General features: G+C 58.1%; 15 protein-coding genes. 7 read left to right on the forward strand and 8 right to left on the reverse strand.

All coding sequences use genetic code 11. The annotated features are described in order from the left end of the window. Window positions 1-52 precede the first annotated feature (52 nt). Window positions 53-745 carry a GntR family transcriptional regulator gene (locus tag ACNA0I_RS21165; RefSeq protein WP_415807998.1) on the reverse strand — a complete coding sequence of 231 codons (693 nt, stop codon included), beginning with the start codon at window positions 743-745 and terminating at the stop codon, window positions 53-55. A gap of 80 nt (window positions 746-825) precedes the next feature. On the opposite strand from ACNA0I_RS21165, the gene ACNA0I_RS21170 reads away from it, so the two are divergent. Beyond that, the gene (locus ACNA0I_RS21170) at window positions 826-1704 is read left to right on the forward strand and encodes a spermidine synthase (protein ID WP_415807999.1); all 879 of its coding nucleotides are present in this window, start codon (window positions 826-828) and stop codon (window positions 1702-1704) included. Window positions 1705-1845: 141 nt separating this feature from the next. Here the strand turns inward: ACNA0I_RS21170 and ACNA0I_RS21175 are convergent, their stop codons facing one another. The 7 genes from ACNA0I_RS21175 to ACNA0I_RS21205 form a co-directional block, all read right to left on the reverse strand. Further along, a complete protein-coding gene (locus ACNA0I_RS21175) occupies window positions 1846-2754 on the reverse strand; it encodes an allantoinase PuuE (protein WP_415808000.1) in 909 nt (302 codons plus the stop codon). 14 nt (window positions 2755-2768) lie between these two features. Beyond that, window positions 2769-3245, reverse strand: a complete 477-nt coding sequence (locus ACNA0I_RS21180; protein ID WP_415808001.1) for an ureidoglycolate lyase — start codon at window positions 3243-3245, stop codon at window positions 2769-2771. 93 nt (window positions 3246-3338) lie between these two features. After that, a complete protein-coding gene (locus ACNA0I_RS21185; RefSeq protein WP_415808002.1) occupies window positions 3339-4163 on the reverse strand; it encodes an ABC transporter permease in 825 nt (274 codons plus the stop codon). After that, window positions 4156-5007 (reverse strand): ABC transporter permease, encoded by an 852-nt coding sequence (locus ACNA0I_RS21190; RefSeq protein ID WP_415808003.1) that lies wholly within the window; start codon window positions 5005-5007, stop codon window positions 4156-4158. The genes ACNA0I_RS21185 and ACNA0I_RS21190 overlap by 8 nt, the downstream gene beginning before the upstream one ends. Further along, entirely contained in the window at window positions 5004-6035 is a 1032-nt protein-coding gene (locus ACNA0I_RS21195; protein ID WP_415808004.1) for an extracellular solute-binding protein, read from the reverse strand. The genes ACNA0I_RS21190 and ACNA0I_RS21195 overlap by 4 nt, the downstream gene beginning before the upstream one ends. A gap of 10 nt (window positions 6036-6045) precedes the next feature. Continuing rightward, window positions 6046-7131 carry an ABC transporter ATP-binding protein gene (locus tag ACNA0I_RS21200; RefSeq protein WP_415808005.1) on the reverse strand — a complete coding sequence of 362 codons (1086 nt, stop codon included), beginning with the start codon at window positions 7129-7131 and terminating at the stop codon, window positions 6046-6048. 280 nt (window positions 7132-7411) lie between these two features. Next, window positions 7412-8308 (reverse strand): DMT family transporter, encoded by an 897-nt coding sequence (locus ACNA0I_RS21205; RefSeq protein ID WP_415808006.1) that lies wholly within the window; start codon window positions 8306-8308, stop codon window positions 7412-7414. 191 nt (window positions 8309-8499) lie between these two features. Here ACNA0I_RS21205 and ACNA0I_RS21210 point away from each other — a divergent pair, with 191 nt between their 5' ends. The 6 genes from ACNA0I_RS21210 (at window position 8500) to ACNA0I_RS21235 (ending at window position 15882) form a co-directional block, all read left to right on the forward strand. After that, window positions 8500-9423, forward strand: coding sequence for an MBL fold metallo-hydrolase (locus ACNA0I_RS21210; RefSeq protein ID WP_415808007.1), 924 nt, complete (start codon window positions 8500-8502; stop codon window positions 9421-9423). Between the two features lie 120 nt (window positions 9424-9543). Next, on the forward strand, window positions 9544-10473 hold the full coding sequence (locus tag ACNA0I_RS21215) for a LysR substrate-binding domain-containing protein (protein WP_415808008.1): 930 nt from the start codon (window positions 9544-9546) through the stop codon (window positions 10471-10473). A 106-nt stretch (window positions 10474-10579) separates the two neighbouring features. Further along, window positions 10580-11260, forward strand: a complete 681-nt coding sequence (locus ACNA0I_RS21220) for an RraA family protein (RefSeq protein WP_415808009.1) — start codon at window positions 10580-10582, stop codon at window positions 11258-11260. 106 nt (window positions 11261-11366) lie between these two features. After that, the gene (locus tag ACNA0I_RS21225) at window positions 11367-12359 is read left to right on the forward strand and encodes a Bug family tripartite tricarboxylate transporter substrate binding protein (protein ID WP_415808010.1); all 993 of its coding nucleotides are present in this window, start codon (window positions 11367-11369) and stop codon (window positions 12357-12359) included. A gap of 200 nt (window positions 12360-12559) precedes the next feature. Then, the gene (locus ACNA0I_RS21230) at window positions 12560-14062 is read left to right on the forward strand and encodes an ABC transporter substrate-binding protein (RefSeq protein ID WP_415808011.1); all 1503 of its coding nucleotides are present in this window, start codon (window positions 12560-12562) and stop codon (window positions 14060-14062) included. Window positions 14063-14082: 20 nt separating this feature from the next. Continuing rightward, a complete protein-coding gene (locus ACNA0I_RS21235) occupies window positions 14083-15882 on the forward strand; it encodes a gamma-glutamyltransferase family protein (protein ID WP_415808012.1) in 1800 nt (599 codons plus the stop codon). The last annotated feature ends 93 nt before the right edge of the window (window positions 15883-15975 follow it).

Below are 15975 nucleotides of genomic sequence, written 5' to 3' on the forward strand. Positions count from 1 at the left end.
GCGTGTTGCCGGCATNGGCGGGCTGAATCCCCAGCCCGCCGATTCAAACCAGTCAATTCGATCCGGGCTCGCGACGACTCAAGTGTCGATTCGCCGCCAGGTACGCATCACGCGACGGCGCCAGATGCCCACGGCATACCCGAATCAGATCCTCCCGGCGTCCCTCTTCCAACGCCGCGATCATGGCCCAGTGTTCCAGGCGTGCACGCTCGCGATACGAGGCGTCCACCAGAGAGCTGAAGCGAATCGCATGCGTCTGGCGTGCATATTCCTGAATCGCGCGCTGCAGCACGCTGTTATTGCAGAAACCAAACAAGGTCTCGTGAAACCGCAGATTGGTGTGAAACACCGCACGCGGGTCATCATCGGCCACCGCTCGGTCGTGTTCGCGTTGAATTGCCTTTAACCGATCCAAGGCCTCGGTGGGTAACGGGCACGGCAAAATGCGGGCCGCCTCGGCCTCAAGCAGCTCTCGCAGTTGATACAACTCAAGCACTTCCTGCACGGCGAATGCCCGGACCTCGCAGCCGATGTTCTTGCGCCGCTCGACCAGCCCACGCCGCGCCAACTCTGCCAGCACTTCTCGGGCGGCGTGACGCTTGAGCGTGAATCGACGCATCAATTCGTCCTCGATCAGACGCTCACGCGGATGCAGGCTGCCCAGCACAATGTCTTCTTCGAGCTCGCGCACGGCGGCGGAAATACCGGAACTCTCGATAGAGGCGTCAGGCAGCGAATCAGACATGGGATCAGAAAGTAAGAACGGCACGGCAAAAGTATAAACGCGAGATATGATGACCCCAAAGCCACCGTCCCTGGTCTCTCATGCCTCACATTCGCCCTCGCCTGATTTTCCCGCTTGCCATCGGCGGCATGGCGTTGCTGCTTGCGCTATCGATACAGGCAGAGCCCCGGTTGCTGCATAGCGAGCCATCGCCCTTTGGCCAGGTGCTGGTATTCGAAGACAACGGCGAACGATGCCTGAATTTCAACTCCATGACCGATCTGGGACGGCAGACCTGCATGGATCTGCAGGAACCCGACGAACTGGTGTTTTCTTATACACGCATGATGATCAGCGCCCTGTTCGTCAATCCGGCACCGCGGCGCATCCTCATCGTGGGCCTGGGCGGCGCCACACTGCAGAAAGCGCTGGCCGCCCTCCTGCCCGACGCGACCATCGATACGGTGGAAATCGATCCCGCCGTCGCGCGCGTCGCCGAAGACTACTTTGATTACCGGCCTGGCCCGCGGCAACGGCTGTTTGTAGAGGACGGGCGCGCCTATATCGAAAACGCGCGTCGCACGGGACAGCAGTACGACATGGTCATGCTGGACGCCTTTGATGTGGACTACGTTCCGGAACACCTGATGACGGTCGAGTTTCTGGAACACGTCAAAGCCATTTTGGCCAAGGACGGCATTGTGGTTGCCAACACGTTTACCAACAGCGATCTTTACGAACGCGAATCGGCGACCTATGCCCATGTATTCGGACCGTTCTTTAACCTGCGGCAAGGCAATCGTGTCATCGTCGCGGCGCGTGACACACTGCCCGGCATGGACGCCATTCGGTCCAATGCCAAGGCATGGAAAAACAAACTCGAACCGCTCTCTGTCGACGTCGAACAGGAAACAGACAGGTACGCTCAACGCCAGGAAAAAGGATCGGCGGACCTACTGAGAGATCCCAAACCGCAGTAAACAGGCAGCCGCAGTACGCACACCTCATCGGTTGCCTGGTACGGATATCCCGCTACACCTCTGTACCGATCGCACACACGGTTCAACTATGGGACTGGGCAACAGGAGGACCGCGCCCGCGTCCGCGCACGAGGCACAAATCTATTCCTGATAGGGATGCGTCCGGCGCCAATGCTCCGCTATATCCAGACGACGCGTCACCCACACTCCTTCGTGGCTCATCACATAATCCAGAAAACGCTGTAATCCGGCCGCTCTGGCCGGATGACCGACCAGCCGCATATGCAATCCCACCGACATCATTTTTGGGGTTTTTGCACCTTCGGCATACAACATGTCAAAAGCATCTTTCAGGAAACCGAACCACTGCTCGGACGTACCCATCCATCCCGCATACTTGCCGTCATTATTCGTCAGCGAGTACGGCACGATCAGTTGCGGCTTGCCTTGGACCAATTGCCATAGAGGCAGCTCGTCACCATAGTAATCCGAGTCATATAAAAAGCCCCCCTCTTCCACAAGTAAACGCCGGGTATTCACACTGGGACCATACCGGCAATACCAACCCGATGGACGCACGCCGATTGTTTGCGTCAAAGACGCGATGGCCTTCCGAATATGTTCGCGCTCTTGGTCCTCGCTCAGCTCATAGTGCTTGACCCAACGCCATCCATGGCAGCACACGTCGTAACCCATCTGCCTGATTTTGGCCGCAGCCAGGGGATTGCGCTCTAGCGCCAGGGCGCAACCAAACACTGTCATGGGCAAACCACGCTCTTCAAACAAGCGCACTAGCCGCCAAAACCCCACGCGACTGCCATACTCGAACATCCCCTCGGCGGCCAGATCACGGCCATCTCCCATCTGGTTCAGACCGTGAGCCTCAGTCAATCCAGTTTCCGTATGATGCTCGCCATCCTGAAAAGAAGGCTCCGAGCCCTCTTCGTAGTTCATGACGAAGTTCAATGCCAGCCGAGCTCCGCCTGGCCATTTTGGATCAGGCGGCTGATCCCCATAACCAATAAAATCTCGCGTGGGTTGCCATGCCATATCGGATTCACCTCCTAGTTGGGCAATACATCGAACGGTTCGACTTCTACGAATTCCTCATCGCCCTCGCCGCCCGTAGACCACATGAGAACGGCAAAACAGGCGGGTCGCCCAAACACGGTCATGCCGTGATGCCACGTATCTGCACGATAGGTCACACCTTGATTACCGCTGGCCAAAAAAGCCCGCGCCTGCATGATGTCCGGGCCACCCTGCGGCAAGTGAGGCGCCACCACCACCAGATATTGCTCGACATCGATCGGGATAAAGGTTTGCGAGGAATACTGATGCCGCTCGAGCATGCTGGCTCGCAACGGCAATGCAGGGCTGGGTTCACGCAACGACAACGACAGGCTGGGCCCTGCCTCTTTTCGTGCGTTAGACAGCGCATCGTTGTAGTAATTGCGTCCCGCACGAGTAGGCAACGTCAACACGTCGCCATAAGGCGTAAACGCCTCAACAGTTAACGGCTCAACTTTAACGGTATGCATGAATCCCTCTTTTGATCTAGATGTATTGACGAACGGCAGTACGCCCTCTGATATAGCAAACCCGTGCGACATCATCGCGACAATCATCTCGCGTCATTGCCCTTGCAACCGCCGGCTCAGGCCGGTCAGCCGCTCCATCACCAGCATCAATACCAGAACACTGACAATCAACACGCCCGATACCGCCGCGACCCGCACATCTAATGTGGACTCCATCATTCCCCACATGCGGATGGGCAACATGTCGCTGCGGGGGCTGGATAAGAACAGTGAAATAGGTACGTTATCGATCGATGCCATGAACGCCATAAACGTGCCTGCAGCCAGGCCTGGAAAAATAATAGGCAGTGTGATTCTGCGAAAGGTATACAGCCGCCCTGCTCCCAGACTGGCCGAACACTCCAACAAGCTCCCTTCCAACTGAACCAGACTGGCGCTGGTCGTGCGCACAACAAACGGCACGATCATCACGGCATGCCCCACCGCCATCAACATCAACGATGGCCTCAACCCTATTGCCGTAAAAAACACCAATGCCGCCAACCCAAACGCGATACCGGGCAATATCAACGGCGACATGAAAAAAGCATCCAGCGCCCGGGCCTTGCGGCTGCTCGACCGGGCAAGCGCCAAGGCCGCTGCGCCCCCCAGCACCGCAGCAGCCGAGGCAGACCAAGCCGCCACCATCAGGCTATTTCCCGCCGCTCGATGAATCGGTGCAGAAAGAACCGGATCAAACAGCCGCCGATACCAATCCAGCGACAAACCCGAAGGTGGAAACCGCAATGTCTGGCTATCCGTCAACGAGGTCACCAACACAACGATCACGGGCCCTGCCAACACCAACAACGCCAACCCCGCGATGCCGCCGATCACCGAGTAATAGCTCACATCGGAGAACGAGTTTCGTCTAGACATGCAAATACCTCGAACCACGACGGCCCAATGCGGCAATCAACACAATGCACAACATGACCGACGTAAGTAACATGATTGAAGCCACTGCAGCCAAGGGCCAGTTATAGACGACCAGCGACTGCTGCCAAATCACCAGGGGCAGATAGACCAGGCGATTGCCACCGATAATGGATTGCGAAATAAACGCCGTCGTCGAACTGGCAAATACCAGCGTACAACCCGCGACCAGTCCGGGAATCGACAATGGCAACACGACTTTGAACAAGGTTCGCCAGCGCGATGCCCCTAATGCGACCGATGCATCGATCAAATTGTGATCCATGCGAGCCATCACACTGATCAGCGGCAATAACATCATGGGCATCTCGATCTGGGTCAGAGAAAGGACCAACCCCAACTCGGTCTGCAAGAGGCGCAACGGCGTCGGACTTAGTCCCAGCGCCATGATGACCTGATTGATGACGCCCTCATTGCCCAAAATGACAATCCAGGCAAAAGTACGCACCACGACCGACAGCAGTACCGGCATGATGATGATGAACAACATCAACCGCCGCCATCGCTCACTCGACTGTATGTACACCATCGCCAGGGGATAGCCTATCAGCAACGTGGCGCAAACCGTCATGACACCGAGCTTGAGCGTATCCAGGGTGACTTTCCAGTAGAAAGGATCCGCAACGAACTTGCGCCATGTCGCCCAGCCTGACTGAGTCAGCCCATCGTCCTCATAGGCGCTAGTTGCCACCAGCATCAATAACGGTGCCGCGAAAAAGACCAGGTAGGCCAATGTCAGCGGCACGGCCAGCGGCCAACGCCCCGGCGAAATGGCGGCCTGGCTCAACGGGCGACTTCCCTGTTAAAGCGCTCGATCCATGCCGCACGCTGTGGATTGATCTGTGCCCAGTCATGTTGCACCATGCTCGACATCTCGGCCAGGCTCGTCAACGGCAAGGTATCGTCCAGCTTTACATCCGACGCTACCGGCGCCATGAAATAGGGCCCTTTCATCAGCGCCGTTTGCACTGGCGCAGAGAGCACGGTATCGATGTATCGATACGCGTTATCTGCCTGCTCTGCGCCTTTGGCGATATGCATGGTCGTAAAAAACGTGATGACGCCGCTAGCCGGCCGCACGAACTCGATGTCAACGCCACGCGCTTTCAGGGTACCGACTGTCTGCGTATTGGCGTACATGATGTCGCACTGTCCTTGCTGAAACAGGCTCGGCATCGAGGCAGGCGCGCCGATGACCGCGATCTTGGGCAGGGCCTTTTTCAGCTCGGCGAAAAAAGGCTCTACGTCTGTCCCTTTGGCGCCGAACGCTTTGGACATTTCCAGAATTGATACCGTCCCGAATGTCGTCTGGAACCCCGTCAATCCCAAGCGCGACACGTACGGTTCGGCAAACAAATCGGCCCACCCGACAGGGGGTTTGTCGAACTTTTTAGGGTTATAGGCAATCCCGACAAACTGCGCGGCGATCGTTACCCCATGCTCGTCGGCCATGCCTGGCTGCAGTTTCGAGGCGTTGCTCAAGCGAGACGGATCAAATTTCTCGAATAACCCGGCGTCAATAGCCGTCACGCGCGGCCCGGGGTCCAGCAAGAAAGTATCGAATAGCGGATTGCCCCGCGCCGCGCGCGCCTTGGCAATCTGGTCCACGGCATAGAGCGGCTGCATTTCCAGCGTCACCCCATGTGCCTTGGATAGCGCAGGCGCCACGATAGAACGGTAAGCCTCTTCCCAAGAGCCCGGATAAACCGCACTGACGACGCTACCCTCTGCATGTGCAATGCGTGGCATCATCGCCAGCGCCCCCAATGATGCAGCACCAGCCAGGAGTTGACGGCGAACGGGATCATGCTTCATGGTCTTTCCTTCAGTTAGCGTTAGAGGATGACAAGAACAGCGAAGGCAACGCATCCGGGCGTACACCGCACCACGCCCTGCCCTGCGGTGTATGCGCAAGGCCCCTGCGCGCAGCGGAGATCTTCATAGACACTTGATCACGCGTCAGCACTTGATGCACCACGCTCGGCCCCAGAGGCAGACTCAGCGTGACATCGACCGGCCAGCGTCCCGCCCCGTCTTTATCAAAGAGATCGAGATGCTCGGGCCGTAACGAGACCATCACGCGTTGACCTGCAGAAAGCTCCTTAGCGTAGGGAACGACGATACTGGCGCCTGCATCCAACGCGATACATAACCCCGCGCCCTCCGTTGAGGACACTCGCCCCTCGAGCAAATTGGTCGAGCCGATAAAGCTATTGACGAACAAAGTCTCAGGACGATCATAAATATCGACAGGCGTGCCCAATTGCTCGACGCGGCCTCGATTCATGATCGCGATGCGATCCGCCACACTCATCGCTTCTTCCTGATCATGCGTGACCAGGATCGCCGTCAGCCCGAGTTGGCGTTGCAGGCGTTTGATTTCGATCTGCATATCCAGGCGCAGATTCTTGTCCAATGCGCTGAATGGCTCATCCAGCAGGAGGATATGCGGCTCGGTCGCGATGGCACGAGCCAGCGCCACGCGCTGTTGCTGACCGCCTGATAACTGACGTGGATAGCGCTGAGCCAAATGGGGCAACTGTACGGCTTCCAGGCATTCCTGCACGCGACGCGCAGTATCCACCCGGGAACGGCCGCGTGCGTCGAGGCCATAGGCAACATTCTGCGCCACCGTCATATGAGGGAACAAGGCGTAGTTCTGGAACACGATGCCGATATCCCTGCGATTCGGCTGCAGATCATCGATGGACCTGCCATCGACGCGAATCCTGCCTTGTGTCTGTTTGACAAAACCCGCCACGATGCGCAGCAACGTGGTCTTGCCACAGCCTGACGGCCCCAGCAAGGCAACCACCTCACCAGGATCGACGGAAAGATCGACCTCATCGACGGCCAGGAAACTGCCATATCGGTGACTTACGGATTCAATGTCCAGCGAATGCTTGCTCATCGTATTTCCACATCTCCTCTCCCTGTTGCCGCATGCGCGGTAACCCGTCGGGCTCATGAACCTGATGCAAGGTTCATGCCAACTTTTGAAACAAGGAGAAAAAAGCAACGATGCGCCAACTGACAACCGCACGAATACTGACCGTCAGCCCGATTTGAATACTTGATGGGATACCAGAATTTATGCCGTAAACGGCCCGCAACGGCCATGGATGCCCCAGCAAAGCGAACGATCGCTGCCCTGCCCTGGTGCAGAAAAACTCAATATGGTGCGAAGCAACTCAGCCGCGTCGTTCCTTGCCGGTTCGCGTCTCGCGCCACGCAATGTATAGGCCGCTGCCCACGATGAACGCCGCTCCGAGATAATCGGGCAACTCGGGAATATCCTGCCAAACGAACCATCCCAGCAGCGACGCCCACAGCAAGCCTGTGTAATCAAAAGGCGCCACCACTGATGCAGGGCCGATGCGAAACCCCTGGGTAATAAAGGTCAGCCCCAAAGTGCTGAACAGCGCAATGCCCGCAAAATACGGCCAGTGCGACCACTCGGGCGGCGTCCAGAACGCAGGAACGGCGACTGCGCTGCAAACCAGTTGCCCCAACACGATATACAAAGTCGTCGTCAGCATGCTCTCGGCCGCACCGATCGCCCTGGCCGTCAACATCATGACGGCATACAAGGACGCAGTCGCCAACGGCAAAAGCGCCGCCATCTGAAAACTCGCAGCGCCAGGCCGTACGATCACCAATACCCCGGCAAACCCGGCCGCCACCGCTAGCCAGCGTTTGCCATCTACCGGCTCCTTTAACACGAGCACGGACAGGGCAGTCACAAACAGCGGTGCTGAAAACGCGATGGCCGTTGCCTCCGCCAGAGGCAATGACTGCAGGCCCAGATAGAACATCGACGCCGAAATGATGTTGAGCGCCCCACGCACCAAGTGCAGCCCCGGATGACGCGTACGCAAGGCTCGCCGCCCGCCCAGCGCCAGAACCAGCACCAAGACCACGGGCAATGCGATCGCTGCCCGCAGGAACAGGATTTGCACAGGGCTGTAATGTTCCCCCACCCATTTGGCCAGCGCATCGCTGCACGTCAGGAACAAGATCCCTGCAGTTACACAGGCGATACCAGCTAATGGCGTAGCGTTGGACGAAGGACGGGGCGAGAACGGCATGGAGACTACTCGGAATTACGGTGACAAAGCCCCATGATAGGACAAGCACGCGGAATACGGCTTGCCGCACCACCAAAATCCGGCATGTCATCCGATCTGCCATTGCCCGTCGCAAAAAGCAGATAGCCACGCATACAGATACAATTCCTGTATACGTCCAGTACAGTTGAATTCAATCGGCAGATATTGCTATGGATACCGCACAGGATATCGCGATCTCGATCGTGCAACGCACGCTACGCGGCGAGTTGCCGCGACCGGACGTGCATACTTTTTTCGACCCTGACACCTTCACCGCGAGCCATATCGTGCGCGATCCCGGTGGGGATGCTTGCGCCATCATCGACAGCGTCCTGGATTTCGACTATGCCAGCGGCCGTACGGCCGAAACCTCGGCCATGCGGATGGCTGACCATATCAAGGAAAACGGTCTGCATACGCAATGGGTGCTGGAGACCCATGCGCATGCCGATCACCTTTCCGCGGCACCCCTGCTGATCTCGCAACTGGGTGGCCGGCTGGCTATCGGCAAACACATCACTACCGTCCAGAATGTATTCGGGAAAATCTTCAACGCCGGTACCGAGTTCGCCCGCGATGGCACGCAATTCGACGAGCTGTTCGAGGATGGCGATCAATTTCAAATAGGCAGCCTGCAGGGGATCGCCTTGCACGTGCCCGGGCACACACCAGCCTGCATGGCCTATGTCATCGGCGACACCGTCTTCACCGGTGATACGTTGTTCATGCCCGACTACGGCACAGCGCGCTGCGATTTTCCGGGTGGAGACGCCGCGGCGCTTTATCGATCGATCCAACGTTTGCTGGCCTTGCCCGATGCGACGCGGGTGTTTGTGTGTCACGACTACAAAGCCCCGGGCCGGGATGTTTATGCCTGGGAAACCACCATCGCAGACCAGCGCGCGTCAAACATTCACGTCCACGCAGGCATCGATGAGCAGACATTCGTCGCCATGCGCGAAAAACGCGATGCTACGCTGTCCATGCCCAAGCTCATCCTGCCGTCCATACAGGTCAACATGTGTGCGGGGCAATTGCCGGCACCCGAGGATAATGGCGTCCGGTATTTGAAACTGCCGCTGAATGTGTGGTGATTGGTTTCGGCATCACGTGCACGGAACACCGAACAGAAAAAAACAGACGTCTCACAACGCCATCGTGCAGCAAATAACCGCCAGGATAGCTCTCACACAAGAGTTTATTGAACGATAGCCATGAACTTAAGACACCTGCGGTTCTTTATCGTCCTTGCGGAAGAACTCAATTTCACCCGGGCCGCTGCGCGGTTACACGTCGCGCAGCCCGCGCTCAGCCAGCAAATCAAAGCGCTCGAAGACCGGATGGGGACACTGCTGTTCGAACGAGCGGCGCGTCCGTTGCGGCTGACTGATGCGGGCGCATATTTTTTTGCCCAGGCAAGGGAAATATTAGATCAGTATGCGCAGGCGGAATCGGGGGTACGCGACATCGGGCGGGGCTATGCAGGGTGGCTGGGCATAGGATTCACTCGCTCGGCGATTTATAGCGTGCTGCCTCCCGCCCTCCATGCTTATAACAAGCAACATCCCAGTGTCGAACTGAAGTTGTTTGAAATGCTGACCGAGGAGCACGAGCGTGCCCTCCGTGAGCATCGGATTCACATCGCCATCGGCCGTCAGGCGCAGCCTCTCACCGATTGCATCACGCGAGTATTGCTGCGCGAACGGCTGATGGTTGTGTTGCCTCTCGGCCATCGATACCGCCACCGCAAACGCATCCGTTTGGACACCTTGAGCGATGACGCCTTTATCCTCTATCCCAATCATCCGGGCGCCGCATTTCCGACGCTGATAAAAAAACTATGCGCGGACGCGGGCTTTCAGCCAAACATTGCTCATCAGACGTTTGAGATTCAAACGGCGATTGCCTTAGTAGCGGCAGGCCTAGGCGTCACGCTGGTGGGGGAATCCGTCGTCAAAAATGGTCGGCAGGATGTCAAGTATCTGCCACTTGAGGGAGGCGACACTGAGTCGCTGACAACACTTACCTGCACTTACCGAGCTGGCGACACATCGCCTGCCTTGCAGGACTTTGTCGAGATATTGTGCCGCGATCTCGACACCAACATCTCGCAAAACCGCCCCTCGCGCTCCCGCAAACTATAAGCGTTTTCTTATAAAAGCATAAAAGTCCTGTCTTGGACGCGATAACGCAGTGCACGTAGCATGCCCTCGGACTTAACGTTGAAAAGCCGAGACCATGAGCACTGCCTTGACCACATCTCAAGAACTAAGCGAAATATCGAAACCCATTCCTTCGCAATACAGCGAGCTATCAACCGCAGAAATCTCAGACGCATTAGATCGTTTGAAACTCCCGGGCAGCGCATTGGGAATCGGGCCAATTTCCACGAATAAAAAAATTCTGGGTCGTGCCTACACCGTCCGCTTTGGTCCCGTCGAGCTCATTCCCGGCACCGTAGGCGACTTCGTCGACACAGTCCCTGCGGGCGCCGTGGTTGTTCTGGACAACGGCGGCAGAGTGGATTGCACCGTTTGGGGAGGGATCCTGACGGAAGTCGCCACACGGCGATCTATCGCTGGCACAGTGATTCATGGCGTATGCCGCGACACCTCTGCAGCAGAGGCGTTCAATTATCCGCTATACAGCCGCGGCAAATTCATGCGCACAGGAAAGGACAGAGTCCAGGTCGAAGAAATCAACGGTCCCGTCAGCTTGGGAGATGTCCGTGTTCGGCCCGGCGACATCCTGATCGGCGACGCAGACGGCATCGTCGTGGTGCCAGGCGGCCGTGAGGACGATGTGTTGGCCGTTGCCCTGAAGACACGCGACGCCGAGCTCGCCATTATTGAAAGCGTACGAAAGGGAAAAACGCTGTCGGCAGCACGCATCGAACATAACTATCACACGCTGCAACGCAGCCAGTCATAGAGCGTTGAACACGGGGCCGGCCTCGCCCTTACGGGCCGCAGCGCAAAGCTCGCTGCAATCCAGCAACCGGCAACCGGCAATTCACAGAACCATGCAGGAGACAGAAATGACAATAAAACGGAAACCTCGCGGCCAGGCAGCGATCACGCTGAGTTTGGCGCTTTGGGCCATCACGCCAACGCAAGCCGCCATCGCCGCCGACGCCTATCCATGTAAGATGCTCACACTTGTTTCCCCTTATCCCGCTGGCGGCACCACGGACATTCTGGCCCGGCTGCTTTCGCCTAAACTGCAAGCGTCATTGGGCACCACAGTGATCGTCGATAACCGTGGCGGCGCCAGCAGCAACATTGGAACCGAGTACGTCGCTCGTGCCGAAAAAGACGGTTGCACAGCGCTGCTGGGCAACAATACGGGGATCGTCATTAACCGCAATTTATATTCGCTGCGCATGGATCCCGTACAGGCCCTGCAGCCCGTCGCCAAGGTTGCAGCAATGCCCCTCGTACTCTATGTGAACCCCAAAGTACCGGCGAAAACTGTTGCCGAGCTGGTCAAAATTCTGAAGGAACATCCCGGCACCTACAACTTCGCCTCTGGCGGCAGTGGCAGTCCGCAACATCTGGCAGGCGAGCTGTTTAAACTGGCAACGGGCATCGATGCCCTGCATATTCCCTATAAGGGCCAAGGCCCTGCCATGATGGACGTAATCGCGGGACAGGTGCAATTCGCTTTCGAAACCACGGCGGCCCTCTATCCGCAGGCGCAGGCAAAGCGTGTTGTTCCACTAGCCACCACGGGAGCGGAAAGATCCGACGCCTTTCCCGACCTTCCTACGATGAAGCAAGCAGGATATCCTGACCTGACGTTGACGAATTGGTACGGAGTGTTCGTTCCCGCGGGGATCCCACAAGATCGGGCAGATCGCTTGAGCGTAGCGGTATCCGCGGCATTGGCAGAACCCGACATCCAACAAAAATTGACCGAGCTGGGGTCAGAACGCGTCAGTAGCGATCCTGCGGAATTCAAAAAATTCATCCAAATGGAAGTCCCTATGTGGGAAAACCTCGTCAAACGCTCGGGGGCCAAGGTCGATTAGTGCGTAGGGATCAAGGCTATCCCGGCGCGAGCCCCCGTTATGACGTCTCGCCAAACCAGCTACATCGGGCGACACGCTTACCGGGACCACAGAGTCAGAAGTAGAATCGGTTCATGACAGAGTCGTGCTCAGCCAGATGATCCCCTTTTCTGGCAGCGGCTCTCCTTCACTGTCTTTACGATCACCGATAGAGGACTCTCATGCGTAGCCTATGCCTAGCCCTGGCCGCGGCCGGCCTGCTTGCCAGCGCCGCCGCCACTGCTCAATCCACCATGCGTATCGGCCTGCAGGATGATCCCGATGTTCTTGACCCGGTCCGAGCCCGCACCTTTGTGGGCCGTATCGTATTTGCCTCGCTGTGCGACAAGCTGGTGGATATCTCGCCGGATCTGAAGATCGTGCCGCAGTTGGCCAAGTCGTGGAAGACCAGCGACGATGGTTTGACGCTGACGTTCACGTTACGCGAGAACGCCTTTTATCACGACGGCGCACCCATCGATGCAGCCTCGGTCAAGGCGAATCTGGATCGTGCCATGACGCTACCCGACAGCAACCGCAAGAGCGAGCTCATTTCGGTCGCCAGCGTAGATGCGCCCGATGCCCGCACAGTGGTCCTGCACCTGAAAGAACGCGACGCATCGCTGCTGTCGCAGCTCTCTGACCGTGCCGGCATGATGCTGTCGCCCGCGACTTTCGATAAAGAGCCTGGCCGTCATCCCGTGTGCTCCGGGCCGTACAAATTCAAGGAGCGCGTGCAGAACGATCGTATCGTGCTGGACCGCTTCGACAAGTATTGGGACAAGGACCACTACCATTTCGATCAGGTCGTCTTCACTCCCATGCCCGACACCACGGTGCGTTTGAACAATCTGCGCGCAGGCGGTCTGGACATCATTGAGCGAGTAGCGCCCAGTGACGCCGAGGCCGTGAAATCGGACTCGAATCTGCGATTGGCGCCTGTCACCGGCCTGGGTTATCAAGCGATCTCGGTCAACATCGCGAACGGCCCCCGTGCCGACAACCCGCTGGCCAAAGACAAGCGCGTACGCCAGGCGCTGGACTTGGCCATCGACCGTGACGTGATCAACCAAGTGGTAGGCGAGGGTATGTTCCAACCCGCTTACCAACCCTTTCCACCGGCCAGCTTTGCCTATGACAAAAGCGTAGAGCGCACCGGACGCGATCCGAAGAAAGCGCAAGAGCTGCTCAAACAAGCCGGCTACGATCGCGTCAAGTTCGAATTGACCTTTGGCAATAACACCACCATGCAGCAGGTGTTCGAACTGGTGCAGGCGATGGGTTCGGAGGCCGGCTTTGATATTTCGCTGAAGCCGCTGGAATTCGCGTCGCTGCAATCGGCGCTGCCGCAAGGCGACTTTCAAGTAGGGCAAACAGGTTGGTCAGGCCGCGTCGATCCCAGCGGCAATATTTACCAGTACATCACGTGCAAGGGCACGTTGAACGATGGCAGATATTGCGACGCCGATATGGACAAGCTGATGAACGAAGCCCGCAGCGTTGCTGACGAGTCCAAACGCCGCGAGCTGTATTCGCAAGCCATGCAGAAAATGCAGGAAGACGATCCTCGTATCTATCTGTTCTATCTGCCCTGGATTTTCGGCACGCAAGCCAAGGTCCAAGGTTTTGTGCCCTACCCTGACGGCCTCATCCGCCTGAAAGACGTGACGGTGGCTGCAAAATGAGCATCGACTCCGGATATCGCATGTTCACCACGCGCCCGGAGATTCTGGGCACGTTTGGTGTAGTGACCTCGACGCACTGGCTGGCCAGCAGCGCCGGCATGGCGCTGCTGGAACGCGGCGGCAACGCATTCGATGCGGCCGTGGCAGCCGGCTTTGTGCTGCAGGTCGTAGAGCCGCACCTGGTAGGCCCGGCGGGTGAAGTGCCGGTGATTTTTCATTCGGTACGCACCGGCCGCACCGAGGTCTTGTGCGGCCAAGGCCCGACACCGGCAGGCGCGACGCTGGAACATTATCAATCGCTGGGGCTGAACCTGATCCCCGGCAATGGCCTGCTGCCTGCCGTCATCCCCGGCGCATTCGATGCCTGGATGCTGATGCTGCGCGATCACGGCACATTGCGGGTGCGCGACGTACTCGAGCCGGCGATCTATTACGCCGAACAAGGCCACCCGCTGATGCCACGCATCGCCAACACGATCGCGGGGCTCAAGGATTTTTTTACGGCGCACTGGCCCACCACCGCGCAGGTTTACCTGCCTGGCGGCAATGTGCCTCAGGCGCGCAAGCTGTTTCGTAATCCCCGTCTGGCGGAAACCTGGCGCCGCGTATTACGCGAGGCCGAAGCCGCTGGCAATGACCGCGAGCGTCAGATTGACGCGGCACGGGATGCGTTTTACCGCGGCTTTGTGGCTGAGGCGATAGACCAATATGCTCGCAATAACGAGGTCATGGACGAGAGCGGCACGCCGCATCGCGGCGTATTGACGGCACAGGACATGGCCAATTGGTCGGCGAGCTACGACACACCGGTCACCTATGACTATCATGGCTATACCGTTGCGAAAGCAGGCGTATGGAGCCAAGGCCCCGTCTTCCTGCAGACCCTGGCATTGCTCAAAGGGTTGAACCTGCAGCAGGCAGGACCGAACGGCGCCGAGTTCATTCATCACGTTACCGAGGCGATGAAGCTGGCGTTTGCCGATCGCGAGGCCTATTACGGAGATCCGTCGTTTGTGGACGTGCCGTTGGCGCATTTGCTGTCGGACACCTACAACGACGAACGCCGCGCCTTGATCGGGCCCATGGCCTCGCACGAGTTGCGGCCCGGCCGTGTGCCCGGCTTCGATGCGCAAGTGGATCGGGTCATGGACGTTCTATCGCGCCTGTCCAAGGTCACGCCTGTAGGCGCACCCAGCAGCGAGCCCACGCTGGCCGACATGCGCGCCTCGGTCAAACGCGGCGACACCACCCATGTCGATGTGATCGACCGATGGGGCAACATGGTATCGGCAACGCCATCAGGGGGATGGTTCCAATCATCGCCCGTGATCCCGGAGCTGGGGTTCCCGCTCAATACGCGCGCGCAGATGTTCTGGCTGGAACCTGGCCTGCCAGGCACCCTGGCGCCAGGAAAACGGCCACGCACGACGCTGACGCCGTCGCTGGCCATGCGCGACGGCAAGCCCTACATGGTGTTCGGCACACCTGGCGGAGACCAGCAGGAACAGTGGCAATTGCTGCTATTCCTGCGCCATGTCCATCACGGACTGAATCTACAGGAAGCCATCGATCAACCCATGTCGCACACGATGCACTTTCCGTCGTCGTTTTACCCGCGTGATCGCAAGCCGGGGCACCTGGCAGTAGAGATCTCATTTGGTACAGAGCTCATCGCCGATCTGCGCGCCCGCGGACACGTCATCGAAGAAGAACCGGAGTGGTCCACGGGCCGCTTGACGGCTGCGACCCGGGACGAGGACGGTTTATTACATGCCGCGGCGACGGCCAGGCTGATGCAGGCTTATGCCGTAGGGAGGTGACCACGCCGGCATAAGCCAACCAGATGACGCCATAAGCCACACCCTATTCTCCCTCCCTGCCCCCGGCTTCTACCATCGAGTCCTCTTCAGTTG

The organism is Bordetella muralis, from assembly GCF_965139205.1.
In the GTDB taxonomy this organism is placed as follows: Bacteria; Pseudomonadota; Gammaproteobacteria; order Burkholderiales; family Burkholderiaceae_B; genus Bordetella_A; species Bordetella_A muralis.

What these genes read in the sequence shown, in the direction of transcription:
- ACNA0I_RS21200 (WP_415808005.1), bottom strand. Translation starts at nt 7,131, where the DNA reads ATGAGCAAGCATTCGCTGGACATTGAATCCGTAAGTCACCGATATGGC.
- ACNA0I_RS21165 (WP_415807998.1), bottom strand. Translation starts at nt 745, where the DNA reads ATGTCTGATTCGCTGCCTGACGCCTCTATCGAGAGTTCCGGTATTTCC.
- ACNA0I_RS21210 (WP_415808007.1), top strand. Translation starts at nt 8,500, where the DNA reads ATGGATACCGCACAGGATATCGCGATCTCGATCGTGCAACGCACGCTA.
- ACNA0I_RS21215 (WP_415808008.1), top strand. Translation starts at nt 9,544, where the DNA reads ATGAACTTAAGACACCTGCGGTTCTTTATCGTCCTTGCGGAAGAACTC.
- ACNA0I_RS21205 (WP_415808006.1), bottom strand. Translation starts at nt 8,308, where the DNA reads ATGCCGTTCTCGCCCCGTCCTTCGTCCAACGCTACGCCATTAGCTGGT.
- ACNA0I_RS21235 (WP_415808012.1), top strand. Translation starts at nt 14,083, where the DNA reads ATGTTCACCACGCGCCCGGAGATTCTGGGCACGTTTGGTGTAGTGACC.
- ACNA0I_RS21175 (WP_415808000.1), bottom strand. Translation starts at nt 2,754, where the DNA reads ATGGCATGGCAACCCACGCGAGATTTTATTGGTTATGGGGATCAGCCG.
- ACNA0I_RS21225 (WP_415808010.1), top strand. Translation starts at nt 11,367, where the DNA reads ATGACAATAAAACGGAAACCTCGCGGCCAGGCAGCGATCACGCTGAGT.
- ACNA0I_RS21170 (WP_415807999.1), top strand. Translation starts at nt 826, where the DNA reads ATGCCTCACATTCGCCCTCGCCTGATTTTCCCGCTTGCCATCGGCGGC.
- ACNA0I_RS21195 (WP_415808004.1), bottom strand. Translation starts at nt 6,035, where the DNA reads ATGAAGCATGATCCCGTTCGCCGTCAACTCCTGGCTGGTGCTGCATCA.
- ACNA0I_RS21185 (WP_415808002.1), bottom strand. Translation starts at nt 4,163, where the DNA reads ATGTCTAGACGAAACTCGTTCTCCGATGTGAGCTATTACTCGGTGATC.
- ACNA0I_RS21230 (WP_415808011.1), top strand. Translation starts at nt 12,560, where the DNA reads ATGCGTAGCCTATGCCTAGCCCTGGCCGCGGCCGGCCTGCTTGCCAGC.
- ACNA0I_RS21180 (WP_415808001.1), bottom strand. Translation starts at nt 3,245, where the DNA reads ATGCATACCGTTAAAGTTGAGCCGTTAACTGTTGAGGCGTTTACGCCT.